11 protein-coding genes and 1 pseudogene are annotated in these 12828 nt (G+C 72.4%); 5 read left to right on the top strand and 7 right to left on the bottom strand.

What is annotated here, in order from left to right:
• The first annotated feature begins 4 nt into the window (after positions 1-4).
• Positions 5-1255, top strand: coding sequence for an MFS transporter (locus OG948_RS47930; RefSeq protein ID WP_331771323.1), 1251 nt, complete (start codon positions 5-7; stop codon positions 1253-1255).
• 152 nt (positions 1256-1407) lie between these two features.
• On the opposite strand, the gene OG948_RS47925 is transcribed toward OG948_RS47930, so the two are convergent.
• The 5 genes from OG948_RS47925 to OG948_RS47905 form a co-directional block, all read right to left on the bottom strand.
• Positions 1408-2592, bottom strand: coding sequence for an FAD-dependent oxidoreductase (locus OG948_RS47925; RefSeq protein WP_331771322.1), 1185 nt, complete (start codon positions 2590-2592; stop codon positions 1408-1410).
• A gap of 3 nt (positions 2593-2595) precedes the next feature.
• Complete coding sequence (locus OG948_RS47920; RefSeq protein ID WP_331771321.1) at positions 2596-2784, bottom strand: ferredoxin; 189 nt, start codon at positions 2782-2784, stop codon at positions 2596-2598.
• 95 nt (positions 2785-2879) lie between these two features.
• Complete coding sequence (locus OG948_RS47915) at positions 2880-3734, bottom strand: fumarylacetoacetate hydrolase family protein (RefSeq protein WP_331771320.1); 855 nt, start codon at positions 3732-3734, stop codon at positions 2880-2882.
• Positions 3731-4648, bottom strand: coding sequence for a catechol 1,2-dioxygenase (locus OG948_RS47910; protein WP_331771319.1), 918 nt, complete (start codon positions 4646-4648; stop codon positions 3731-3733). The genes OG948_RS47915 and OG948_RS47910 overlap by 4 nt, the downstream gene beginning before the upstream one ends.
• 2 nt (positions 4649-4650) lie before the next feature.
• Complete coding sequence (locus OG948_RS47905; protein WP_331771318.1) at positions 4651-6111, bottom strand: aldehyde dehydrogenase; 1461 nt, start codon at positions 6109-6111, stop codon at positions 4651-4653.
• A gap of 222 nt (positions 6112-6333) precedes the next feature.
• Here OG948_RS47905 and OG948_RS47900 point away from each other — a divergent pair.
• A pseudogene (locus OG948_RS47900) lies at positions 6334-7115 on the top strand (aldehyde dehydrogenase family protein).
• 94 nt (positions 7116-7209) lie between these two features.
• Entirely contained in the window at positions 7210-7929 is a 720-nt protein-coding gene (locus OG948_RS47895; RefSeq protein WP_331771317.1) for a gamma-glutamyl-gamma-aminobutyrate hydrolase family protein, read from the top strand.
• 120 nt (positions 7930-8049) lie between these two features.
• Here the strand turns inward: OG948_RS47895 and OG948_RS47890 are convergent, their stop codons facing one another.
• Positions 8050-8622, bottom strand: a complete 573-nt coding sequence (locus OG948_RS47890) for a MarR family winged helix-turn-helix transcriptional regulator (protein WP_331771316.1) — start codon at positions 8620-8622, stop codon at positions 8050-8052.
• A gap of 164 nt (positions 8623-8786) precedes the next feature.
• Between OG948_RS47890 and OG948_RS47885 the strand changes: the two genes are divergently transcribed.
• Positions 8787-10247, top strand: a complete 1461-nt coding sequence (locus OG948_RS47885) for an APC family permease (protein WP_331771315.1) — start codon at positions 8787-8789, stop codon at positions 10245-10247.
• Between the two features lie 96 nt (positions 10248-10343).
• On the opposite strand, the gene OG948_RS47880 is transcribed toward OG948_RS47885, so the two are convergent.
• On the bottom strand, positions 10344-11150 hold the full coding sequence (locus OG948_RS47880; protein WP_331771314.1) for an acetoacetate decarboxylase family protein: 807 nt from the start codon (positions 11148-11150) through the stop codon (positions 10344-10346).
• 252 nt (positions 11151-11402) lie between these two features.
• Here OG948_RS47880 and OG948_RS47875 point away from each other — a divergent pair, with 252 nt between their 5' ends.
• Positions 11403-12761: a glutamine synthetase family protein gene (locus OG948_RS47875; protein WP_331771313.1), complete on the top strand. Its 1359-nt coding sequence runs from the start codon at positions 11403-11405 to the stop codon at positions 12759-12761.
• Positions 12762-12828: the final 67 nt, after the last annotated feature.

The following is a 12828-nucleotide window of genomic DNA, read 5'->3' as shown; positions in this document are numbered from 1 at the left end:
ACCCATGTTTCGCGTTCGCGACGACTTCCGCCGAGCCCAGGTGGCGATCGCGGCCCTGTTCTGCTTCCTCGGGCTCCAGTACGCCACCTGGGCCGCACGGCTGCCCGCGCTCAAGACCGAGCTCGACCTGAGCGAGGCCGAGGTCGGGCTGCTGCTGATGGCGTGTGGCGCGGGCGCGGCGGCCTCGTTCCCGCTCGTGGCGATCCTGACCAAGCGCCTGGGTTCCCGACTCCTCGCACTGGTGTCCGCTTCGGTGCTCGGTCTGCTCCTGCTCGCGTTGGCCGCGGCACCGAACTATCCGGTGGCCCTGGTGATCATCTGCTGCGACGGGGTGGCCGTCGGGTGCCTCAACGTCGCCATGAACGCGCAGGGGGCCGCGCTCGAAGTCGCCCACCAGCGCACCGCGATGTCCCAACTGCACGCGACGTTCAGCGCCGGCTCGTTGTGCGCCGCGCTGCTGGCGTCCGGGATGAACGCGGTGACGTCGAACCTGACCGCGCACTTCGCGGTGGCCTGCGTGCTGCTGTCGCTGCTCCTGGTCTTCGCCCGGTCGGGCCTGTTGACCGAGGATCGACCCGCGGAGAAGTCCGCCGAACCGGAGGATTCGCCGGAGCGGAGCGGGCGCGGGTTGACCCTGCCGTCGCGGATCACCATCTGGATGGGCTGCGCGATGGCGTTCGGCACGGTGACCGAGGGGGCGATGAACGACTGGTCCGCGCTCTACATGAAGGACGTCGCGCACGCGGCCTCGGAGGTGGCGCCGCTGGGCATCGCGGTGGTCTCGGTGATGATGGTGCTGGCCCGCGTGTTCGCCGACGGCTGGCGCAGCCGGTGGGGCGACGGCCGGATCGTCCGGGTCGGCAGCGCGCTGGCCGGGGTGGGGCTGGCGGTCGCACTGCTGGTCGGTGGCGTGGTGCCGGCGCTGATCGGCTTCGCCTGCGTCGGCCTGGGCATCGCGGCGGTGACCCCGTGCGTGTACGTCGCGGCGGCCCGGGCGGGCTCGGACGCGCTGGCTCTGGTCGCCGCGATGGGCACCACCGGTCTGCTGGCCGGACCGGCGCTGATCGGCTTCATCGCGAGCGGCAGCAGCCTGGTGTGGGGCATGGGCGCGGTGGCCGCCTCGGCGCTGCTGGTCTCGGTGTGCGCCACGCGGATCCGCTGGACCGGCCTGGGCAAGGGGGACCCGGCCACGAAGGCCGTCGCGGCGGCCGAACCGGTCGTCGACGTCGAGCCGTTGTCCGACGCCGGGTCCTGAAGTCGGGGCCTGAAGTCGGCGCTTGGCACTGGTGCTTGGCGCCGGCGTTCGATGCCGATGCTTGATACCGGCGTTCGATGCCGAGCGGCCGACGCCGGTGCTTGCTGCCGCGTGGTCGACACGGGGCGCTCGACGGCGCCGCCGGGCGCGGGTCAACCGACCAGCGCCCGGCGGTACTTCGTCGCCGACGCGACCGCCTTGCCGCCCAGTGCCACCACCCCGACCAGCGCGTCGTCCCGGTGATAGCCGACCGCGCAGTCTCCATCCCAATCGCCCTCCAGCAGGCGCACGTCCGTGCCCGCCAGGCCCGGGGCGCCGTACGACTGGAGGCGCTCGTCGTACTGGTCGGACCAGAACGACGGCAACGGCGCGAACGGCGTCGGGTCGCAGTCCGTGCCGGCCAGGTGGGCGGCGAGCGTGCGGGCCGCGCGTTTGGCGCTGTCGGTGGGCATGCTCCAGTGCTCGACCCGGCGCGGTACGTCGTCGTAGCGCGGATTGACGAACCGGGCCACATCGCCCACGGCGACCACGTCGGGGCGGGACTCGACCCGCAGAAGCGCGTCACAGCGCACCCCGTCGTCGAGATCGAGGCCGTTTCCGGCCAGCCATTCGGTGTTCGGGATCGAGCCGACGGCCTCGACCACGACGTCGGCGGGCAGTTCCCGGCCGTCGTCCAGCAGCACGCCGGTGACGTACCGATCCCCGATCGACTCGCGTACGGTGCGGCCGAGTTCGAACCGCACGCCGCGGGCGAGATGCCGCCTGCGCAGGGCCGCGCCCAACTCGGCGCCGAGCGGGCGGTACATCGGCTCCGCCTCGGGGCCCACCACGGTCACCTCGGCGCCGAGCGAGCGCGCGGTCGCGGCCACCTCGCAGCCGATGAAGCCCGCGCCCACGACCACCACCCGGCGGCCCGGGCCGAGGGCGGCGCGTAGGTGTCGCGCGTCGTCGAGCGTGCGCACGACGTACCGTCCGCCCCGGGGCCCCGGGCAGGTCAACCGGCGTGGACGCAGGCCGGTGGCCACCACCAGGCCCGCGTACGACAACCACTCGCCGTCCGCGAGCCGGATCCGCCGGGTCGTCAGGTCGGCCGCGACGGCGGCCCGGCCGAGCCGCCAGTCCACGTCGGCGCAACTCGCCCGCGGGCGGAAGGCGAGCGCGGCGTGCGAGACCCCGCCCGCGAGCGCGTCCTTGGACAGCGGCGGCCGGTTGTACGGCATGTGCGGCTCGTCGCCGACGACGGTGATCCCGCCGGTCCAGCCGGCCGCGCGCAGTTGTTCGGCGGCGCGCAGACCGCCCATGGAGGCGCCCACCACGACGACCGGGGCAGCGGTCACGGTTCAGTCCTCGATCGTGATGGCCTGGAGCGGGCACACGTCGGCGGCCTCTTCGACCGCGTCGCGCAGCGCCTCGTCCGGTTCGCCGACGAACTCCAGTCGCCCGGAGGCGTTGATCCGGAATACCTCGGGCGCGGAGAACACGCACTGCCCGTGGTCCTGACAGCGGTCCATGTCGACGACGACCTTCACGGTGTAATCCCTTCCTGCGATCGGTGCGGAGCTGGATGGCGGGGTGCGCAACGGTGCGCGGGCGGGTCGCGGGAGGTGCGCGGGCACGATCGCGGTCAGCGCCGGGGCGTCCGGATGCCGCGGAACTCCCAGTCGCCGCCCAGCGCGGTGGAGAGCACCTCCTCGGACTCGGTGGGCTGGGCGCCGCAGTCGGTACGGATCGCGGTCGGGCCGGCCACGATGTGATTGGTGAGTCGGCCCAGGCCTTCCGCCTCGACCTCGACCACGTCCCCCGGCCGCACCGGACGCGAGCCGGCCGGCGTACCCGACAGCAGCACGTCGCCGGGGTTCAGCGTGATCGTGCGGGCGATGTCGGCGACGAGGTAGTGCATGTCCCACTCCATCTCGTCGGTCGAACCTTCCTGCACCACCTCGCCGTTGACGTAGGTGCGCAGCGCCTTGCCGCGGAAGTCCCAGCCCTCGACCAGGCCCGGGCCCAACGGACACAGCGTGTCCGAGCCCTTGACCCGCAACATCGAACCCGCGTCGGTGTCCCGGAAGTCGTGCAGGCCGTAGTCGTTGGCCACGGTGTAGCCGCGGATGAAGGCGCCCGCGTCGGCGGGGGCGATGTTGCGGCAGGTGCGGCCGATCACGATGGCGATCTCGCCCTCGTAGTTGAGGTATTTGCAGCCGTCCGGGCGCACGATCGCGCCGCCGTGGGCGTTCAGCGACGACGTGGGCTTGTGGAAGTAGGTCGGCGCGGACGGCAGCGAGGTGCCGAATTCGGCCACCCGGCTGCGGTGGTTGAGGTGTACGGCGATGATCTTGCCGGGTTCGACCGGCGGCAGGTGCCGGGCGTCGGCGGTCTTGGTCCGTCGGCCGTCCGCGGCGACCAACTCGGCGCCCTCGCGGACGACTTCGACGATCGCGCCGTCGAGCAGGATGCGGCGGTACTCGGTGGTGCGGCTCATGTGGCGTGTCCTTGGCTGATGGGGGTCGGACCGGCGGACGCGGTCCAGCCGTCGAGGGGTCGGTCGAACCAGACGTGGGCCTGGCCGGTGCCGGTGGCGTTCTCGTAGTCGCCGACCAGCCGGCCGGGCGCGGTGCAGCGTTCCTCGCCGAGCGCGCCGAGCATCATCAGGTAGTGCCCGAAACGGGCCTCGGGCTTGTACCGCAGGAAGTCCGGCATGCCGGCGAGCACGCTCGCGTGGTCGCCGCGTTCCATCCAGGCGATCCGCTGTTCGTCGGCGGCGCGGGCCTGCGGGGTGCGCACGTGGATCGGGTCGGACGCCTCGTGCGCGCGCAGTTCGCGCAGGTTCCAGAAGGTGTGCGAGAAGGCGCCGGAGGCCACCAGCAACACCTTGCGGTCGGTGGCCGCGATGCCGTCGGCCAGCGCGCGCCCCAGCCGCAGGTTGTCCTCGACGTCGGCGGTCTGGCAACAGCCGATGCCCATCCAGCGTTTGCCGGGCACGCCGAGGTGGTGCCACAGGTTGACGGTGGCGTAGTGGATCGGCAGGTACGGGTCCTCGATCGGGGTGATCCAGGTGCCGTGTCGGCCGGCGAAGCCGGCGGTGGCGTGCGCCAGTTTCGGATCGCCGGGGAAGTCGTAGGGAATCTGCCGCATGCCGCGCGGCAGTTCCTCGGAGGTGTACAGCCCGCTGCGGTGCGGTTGCGCGGCGATCACGTACTCGACGGTGGTCGCCCAGTGCGAGTCGAAGACCACGACCGTGTCGTAGTCGAGCCGCTCGAACACCTCGGCGCGCAGCTCGGCCAGGGCCGGGACCAGGCTGATCTCCCTGCCGTCGTTGAGCTCGTGGCGGACCTCGCGCGGCAGCATGATGGTGGGCGAGTGGGCCAGGATGCCCGCGCCGACGATCTCGCCCATGATCAGTGCCACCCGTTCGGCGCGGTCACGGTGTTCTTGACGTCGCAGTAGAAGTCGAAGCTCCAGGTGCCGCCCTCGCGGCCGACGCCGGATTGCCGGGAGCCGCCGAACGGGGCGCGCAGGTCGCGGACGAAGAAGCAGTTGACCCACAACGTCCCGGCGACGAGTTCCTCGCCGACCCGCTTCGCGCGCTCGCGATCTCCGGTCACCAGCGTCGCGGCGAGCCCGAATCGGGTGTCGTCGGCGAGCCTGATCGCCTCGGCCTCGGAGGTGAAGGTCTGCAGGGTCAGCACCGGGCCGAAGACCTCCTCCTGGACGATCTCGCCGTCCTGGGCGACGTCGGTGAGCAGGGTGGGTCGGTAGTACAGGCCGCCGAGTTCGGTGTTGCGCCCGCCGCCGAGCAGGGCCTTGGCGCCGGCGTCGAGCGCGCGGCGGACGAAGCCGTCCACCCGGTCCACGTGTTCGGCGTGGATGTTGGGGCCGATGTCGGTGGCCGGGTCGCGCGGGTCGCCTTGGACCAGGGTGCGCGCCCTGGCCAGGAAGCGGGTGGTGAACTCGGCGGCGATCGAGGCGTCCACGAGCAGCCGGGTGGCCGCCAGACAGACCTGGCCGGCGTTGTCGTACTGCTCGACCGCGAGTTCGACGGCCAGCTCGAGGTCGGCGTCGGCGAAGACCAACAGCGGTGATTTGCCGCCCAGTTCGAGACTGACCGGAGTCAGATTGGCAGCGGCCGCGGCGCCGATGCGACGGGCGGTGGGCACCGAACCGGTGAAGCTGATCCGGCGCACGTCCGGGTGGGCGGTCAGCGCGGCGCCGACTTCCTCGCCGTAGCCCTGGACCACGTTGAACACCCCGGCCGGCAGGCCCGCCTCGGCGGTGATGTCGGCGAGCAGCGACGCGGTCAGCGGTGTCCACTCGGCGGCCTTGAGCACGACCGTGTTTCCCGCCGCGAGCGCCGGGGCGATCTTCCAGGTGGCCAGCATCAGCGGCGCGTTCCACGGCGTGATCAGCACGCACGGCCCGGCGGCGTCCCACGAGACGTGGTTGTCGTGGCCCCGGGTGTCGAAGTCGTCGTGGCGCAATTGCCCGGTGAGCCAGTCCGCGAAGAAGCGGAAGTTGTGCGCGACGCGCGGCATCACCCCGCGCAGGTGCGAGCGCAGCAGCGCGCCGTTGTCGGTGGTCTCCACGATCGCCAGCTCGGCGAGCCGGGCCTCGACCCCGTCGGCGATGGCGTGCAGGAGGCGGGCGCGCTCGGCGGGCGTGGTCGCGGCCCAGGCCGGGAACGCGGCGCGGGCGGCGGCGACGGCGGCGTCCGCCTCGGCGCGGCCGGCCCGGGCGATCTCGCCGATGACGGTGCCGTCGATGGGCGAGACGTCGGTGAAGGTGTCCGAAGACCCGACGCGCTCGCCACCGATCCAGTGCCGGGTGTCGACGCGGACGCCCGCAACGGTGACCTCGGTCATGTGGAAAACCCTCCAAGTCGTTTGACCCCAAACAATCTAGTCATCCGCGATCGGGGCGGTCAAGGGGTGCACCCGGCCCGCTCCGCACCCCCGACGCCCGGACCCGCGGAGCCGGCCCGCATTCCCGCGCCCGGGTTTCGCGGAGCCCGCCTCGCGTTCCCCGCGCTCGGGTTCCGTTGTATCGTTTGCTCCCAAACAATCCCGTCGGCGAAAGCGGGCAGCATGTTGCGGCTCTCCCACCAGGACTGGCTCGAACGGGCGGCGCGGCTGCGCCCGGTGGCGGTCCATCACATCGACGGCGCCGACCACGCCGGCGACGGCGACACGTTCCCCGTGATCGCGCCGCGCGACGGATCACCGCTCGCCGACGTGGCCCGGGCCGGGCAGCGCGAGGTGGACTTGGCCGTGGCCGCCGCCCGCCGCGCCTTCGACACCGGGGCCTGGCCCCGACTCGCTCCCGCCGAGCGCGGCCGCGCGCTGATCCGGTTCGCGGACTCCGTCGAGGCGCACCGCGAGGAACTCGCGCTGACCGTCGCGCTGGAGATGGGCAAGCCGGTCACCGAGGCGTACACCATCGAACTGCGCGCGGTGGCGGCCTGCTTCCGCTGGTACGGCGAGATCGCCGACAAACTGGTCGACGAGGCGCCGCACACTACCTGGAGCCGACCGTGTTCGACCGGGTCGCCCCGGACATGGCACTCGCCCGCGAGGAGGTGTTCGGGCCGGTGCTCGCGGTGCTGACCTTCGACACCGAGGACGAGGCGATCCGGCTCGCCAACGCGAGCGAGTACGGCCTCGCGGCGGGCGTGTGGACCACGAACCTGTCCGCCGCGCACCGGATCTCGCGCGCGGTGCGGGCGGGCACCGTATGGGTCAACTGCTACGAGGAGGGCGGCCTGAACGTGCCCTTCGGCGGGGTCAAACAGTCCGGCCACGGACGGGACAAGTCGCTGCACGCGCTGGAGAAGTACACCGACCTGAAGACCACCTGGATCGCACTGTGACCCACCGCCCTCGACGTCCCCGAAGCGCCCGAGGTCCCCGCCGTCTCCACCGCCCCCACCGCCCCCACCGTCCCCGAAAGCTGCGGAGACCGCTGTGATCCGTCCGTTGATCGCGCTGCCGTGCCGGTTCGCGGCCACCACGTCCGCGCTTCGCCACGCCGCCGAGGTGACCGCCCGGGCGCTGGCCGAGGCGGTGTACGCGGCGGGCGGCGAGCCGTTCATGATGCACCCGGCCGAACCGGAGGAGGCCGCGTCCCGGCTGTCCCGCGCGGACGGCCTGCTGCTGCCCGGCGGCGGCGACCTGGCGCCGAGCAGCTACGGCGCGGACATCGTGCACGGCGAGGTGTACGACGTCGACGCCGCCCAGGACGCCTTCGACCTCGCCGCCGCCCGGTACGCCCTCGCCGTCGGCCTGCCCACCCTGGCCGTGTGCCGCGGCCTCCAGGTGGTCAACGTGGCCCTGGGCGGCACCCTCACCCAGGACATGCCCGTCCGGCACCGCCACGTGATCCACCCGGTGACCCTCACCCCCGACTCGGCCACCGCCCGCGCCGCCGGCACCACCGAACTCGACGCCTCCTGCTACCACCACCAGGCCGTGGATCGCCTCGCCCCCGGCCTCCGCGTCACCGGCACCTCCCCCGACGGCACCGTCGAGGCCCTCGAACCCATCACCCCCACCGGCTGGTTCGTAGCCGTGCAATGGCACCCCGAAGACACCGCCCTCGCCTCCGCACCCCAACAATCCCTCTTCGACACGCTCACCGAGTCGGCCCACGGCCACGCCGCCCGGAAATGCCCGCACGCCGCATAGCCACCTCGAACCGAACACCGCTTGGCCGAAATGGAGCGACAAGGACAGGCTGTGCCCACCGACGACCTCACCCGGACTCGGGTCCGCCCGCGTCGGGGAGGGCGGGCCCGCGACCGCGGTTCAGCCCTTCGCGCGCCGCCCGCCGCGTCGGGGTTTGGGGGTGTTGCCGGCCAGCAGATCCTGGCGGCGTTCCTCGCCCTTGGCCTCCAGGCGGGCCACGATCCGGCGCAGCGAGTCGGCGAGGGTCAGGCATTCGTCGGCGCCGAGGTCGTCGGTGACGAAGGCCTCCTCGGCGTTGAACGCCGGGAAGACCCTGGCCATCAGGTCCTCGCCGGCGGGGGTGAGCGAGAGCAGGACGAGCCGCCCGTCGGTGGCGTGCGCGGCACGGGTGAGCAGGCCGCGGGTCTCCAGCGTGCGGGCGACGCCGGTGAGCGTGCCCTTGGAAATGCCCGCCTCCTCGGCGACGTGACGGGTCTCGCTCTCGCCCCAGATCCACACCTCCCACAACACGGTGAACGCGGTCCAGGTCAGCTCGGCGTCGCGCAACACCGAGTTCTCCAGGTGTTGGCGCACCGCGGCGGCCGCGCGGTAGATGTTCGACACCGCGGCCATCTGCTCGCGCCGCAGCGGGATGTCGCCCAGGCGCGCCTGGACGGCCTTCTCCGTTTCGGTGATGGACCGCTTGCCGACCACGTGCTCCGCCTTCTTCGTCGTTCGCGTCCGAGGGTGACCCGTTACGCCTTGCGCACCCCGAAATCTAGCCCTTGTGGGGACCTGTTTGCATCCGTACGATCAGCGGCACTCGCAGATCGTACGGGCCCAAACGAATGGGTTCCCGCCCCTCGGAGGCGCCGGGCATGGCATCCAGACAAGCGTCGACGACCAGCACCACCGACCCCGAGGCCGCCCCCGCACGCGGTTCGCTCGGTGTCGCGCACATCGTCTTCTTCGTGGTGGCGGCCTCCGCCCCACTCACCGTCGCCGCCGGCGGCATCCCGCAGAGCCTCGCGGTCACCGGCACCTCGGGAATCCCCGCGGTCTACCTCGTACTGGCCGCCCTGCTCGCGATCTTCAGCGTCGGCTACGCCGCGATGAGCCGGCGGATCACCGGCGCGGGCGCGTTCTACGCGTACGTCTCCCAGGGCCTGGGCCGGGCGGCCGGACTGGGCGCCGCGTTCGTGGCGTTGATCTCCTACAACGCGATGCAGATCGGCATCTACGGCCTGTTCGGCTTCACCACCGCCGACTTCCTGGACGCCAAGCTCGGGTGGCACGTGGAGTGGTGGGTGGTGGTCCTGGTCGGCATCGTGGTCGTGGGCGTGCTGGGCTACCTGCGGATCGACCTCAACGCCCGGGTGTTGGCCGCGCTGCTGATCGCCGAGACGGTGACCGTGCTCGTCTTCGACATCGGCGCGTTCACCCAGGCGCCGGACGGCATCTCGCTGCACCCGTTCTCCTGGGAGGCGCTGACCTCGGGCTCGATGGGCGCGGCGTTCTGTTTCGTGATGGCGTCCTTCACCGGCTTCGAGTCCGCCGCGATCTACGGCGAGGAGTGCGTGGACCCCAAGCGCACCGTGGCCCGCGCGACGTACGTGTCGGTCGGCGTGATCGGTGTGTTGTACGCGATCACCGCGTGGGCCCTGATGAGCGGCGCCGGTACCGACAAGGCGGTCGACGCGGCGACCGAGCACGGGCCGAACCTGATCTTCGTCCTGGGCGGCGACCAGATCGGCTCGGGCTTCGCGGACCTGGCCCAGGTGTTCCTGATCACCAGCCTGTTCGCGGCGCTGCTGTCCTTCCACAACGCGGTCGCGCGCTACTTCTTCGCGCTGGGCCGCGAGGGTGTGCTGCCCACCGCGCTGGGCCGCACCCACCCGCGCACCGACTCGCCGCACCTGGGCTCCGCCACCCAGACCGCGCTCGCCGCCGCGGTGGTGATCCTGTTCGCCGCGCTCGATCGCGACCCGATGGCGACGCTGTTCAACTGGTTCACCAACCTGGGCGCGCTGGGCGTACTGCTGTTGCTGGTGCTGACCTCGCTCGCGGTGGTCGCGTTCTTCGTGCGCAACGGCCCCGACGGCGAGAGCGTGTGGAGTCGGCTGATCGCGCCGGCCGGATCCGCGGTGCTGCTCGCGGCGGTGTTCGTCGCCGCGCTGGACAACTTCGGCGTGCTGCTGGGCGTCGACTCCGGCTCGGCGCTGCGCTGGGTGTTGCCCGCGCTGGTGCTCGGCGCGGGCGTGGTCGGCGCGCTGTTCGCGCTGTACCTGCGCGCGGCCCGGCCGGGCGTGTATGCGGGCATCGGACGCGGCCGGAGCTGACCGCGCCCACACTCGCACGCGTCCGGAGCCGAACACGCACGCACGAGGGCCCGAGCACCGCGATCCGGTGCTCGGGCCCTCGTGCGGGTACCGCGCCTACGCGGCGCCCGAACCGCCGCTCGCCAGGAGCGTGCCGCCGTTCCAGACCACGCCGACCTGGCGGTAGTACGCGCCGATCACCTCGCGCACCTCCAGGCGGGCCAGTTCCTCGGTGGGCGCCTCGAACAGGGTCAACTCCGCGTCGCCCGCCCAGGCCCCGCCGCCCTCGGCGGACTCGGCGCCGGTGGCCACGAGTTCGTCCAGGGCCAGACCCTTGCCCGGTTCGATCGAGGGCAACCAGCGGTGGTGCGCCATCGGGTGCCCGTTGACGAAGCCGTTGGTCGCCGACGGCTCGCGCAGCGTCACCACGGCCTCGGCCAGCCGCCGGTCGGCCGCGGCGAGCGTGGCGCCGAACATCGCGCCCGCCTCGATCCGCGGCGCCGGGCCGTACGGGTGCGGCCGGGTCTGGTGGATCGAGCCGAGCTTCTTCGGATAACCCTGGTGCAGGCCGCGCGCGATGGCGAAGTCCTTGTCGACCCAGATGTACACGCAGCGCGAGTAGGTCACCCCCGCGTACCGGCAGCGCACCACCGCGAAGCACTCCTTGTACTGCCCGCGCACCGGGTCGAGCAGTTCCGCGCCCGTGGTCGAGCAGGACTGCCAGTCGGCCCAGATCAGCGCCACCGCGCCCGGGTCCTCGTCGGCGAGCGACAGTTGCGGCGGCAGCAGTTCGGCGACCCGCGCGGGGTCGGTGCGGTACTCGATGGTGAGCAGGTCGCCCGAGTACCGCCACGGCGGCGCCGGGATCATCGAGGACCGGCCCGTGCCGGTCTTGGGGTGGAAGAAACCGTGTACACCGGTCATGGCGACTCCCTCGAAGCACGGTGCGGCCCGGAACGGGTTCGGAGCCGATAGGTCGTTTGGGTCCGTACGATATGCCTCCCGTCGCTCGTTGTCACGCGTGCGCGACCACCCGCCGACACCCGCCCCACCTCCCGTCGCCGCGCGCGCAAAGGCTTGCCCCAACCCCTTGTGCGACACCGGCGACCTCCATATGGTTTGGGCTCAAACGAATCGGCCGTCCTGCCGCCGCCCGTTCTGTGCGAGGAGAATCCGGTGAATCCATCAGCAGTGGACCGGGCCCACGACGTCGTCGCCGACCTGAAGGCGCGGGGCATCGACGTGGTCCGGATCGCCTACCCGGACCTGATCGGCACCGATCGCGGGCGCGACGTGCTGGTGGACCACCTGCCCTCGGTGTGCGCGCACGGCCTCGCCTTCTGTCGGGCGGTCTTCCACACCACCCCGCAGGGCCGGACCGTCCCGGTGGCCGGCGGCATCGACGCGGGCCTACCGGACATCTGCGTGTTCCCGGACCTGGACACGCTCGTCGCGATCCCGTGGGAGCCCGGAGTCGCGTGGTGTCTGGGCGAGACCACGGACCCGGCGACCGGTCGGCTCGCCGCCGAGGCGCCGCGCTCGCTGCTGCGCGACGTGCTGACCCGGATGGCCGACGAGGTGGGCCTGCGACCGGTGGTCGGACCGGAGTTGGAGTACTTCCTGTGCGAGCCGGACCCGGACCGCCCGGGCGGTTGGCGGCGCTACGGCGACGCCCCGGGCAACGTGTACGTGGCCGGCCGGCGCGGTGACCCGGACGGACACCTGCTGCGCACGCTGCGCAGCCTGGGCGCGCTGGGCATCGGCGCCACCACCGGCAACCACGAGTACTGCTCCGGCCAGTTCGAGATCAACCTGGACCACTCGCCCGCGCTCGACGCCGCCGACCGGGCCTTCCGCTTCAAGGCCTCGATCAAGGAACTCGCGCGCCGGGAGGGTCGGTTGGCCACCTTCATGGCCAAGCCCTTCAACGACGAGGGCGGCTCCGGCTTCCACCTGCACCTGAGCTGTCTGGACCCGGACGACGCCAACGCCTTCGACGACCCGACCGGCCCGCACGGCCTGTCCCCCGCCGCGCACCACGCGATCGGCGGCGTCCTGGCGCACGCCCCCGCGCTCGCCGCGCTGCTGAACCCGACGGTCAACTCGTACAAGCGCTTCGGCCCGGACACACTCGCGCCGTGGCTGATCGACTGGGGCCTGGACAACCGCAGCGCGATGGTGCGGATACCGCCCGAGCGCGGCACCGGCACCCGCCTGGAGGTCCGGCTCGGCGACGCGAGCGCCAATCCGTACCTGGCCGTCGCCGGTCTGCTCGCCGCCGTGCATCTGGGCCTGCGCGAGAAGACGACTCCGCCGCCGCCGTTGCGGGGCTACGGCTACGACAGCGCCAAGGCGCCGATCCTGCCCGCGACGCTGACCGAGGCGCTGGACGCGTTCGAGGCCGACACCGCGCTCACCGCGCTGCTGGGCGCGGACTTCGCCGACGCGTTCCTGACCTACAAGCGCGACGAGGTCACCCGTTTTCGCCGGCACGTCACCGACTGGGAGTTCACCGAGTACGCCTACCACCTCTGAGCCCGTCCGCACCGGCGCACCCCCGCGCACCGCGCCGCCCCCGCGCACCGCGTCGCCGCGCGGGCCC

It is taken from the genome of Embleya sp. NBC_00888, assembly GCF_045207655.1.
Lineage (GTDB): Bacteria > Actinomycetota > Actinomycetes > Streptomycetales > Streptomycetaceae > Embleya.
Note: the sequence above shows the minus strand (reverse complement) of the source record. Positions and strands in the feature narration are given on the sequence as shown.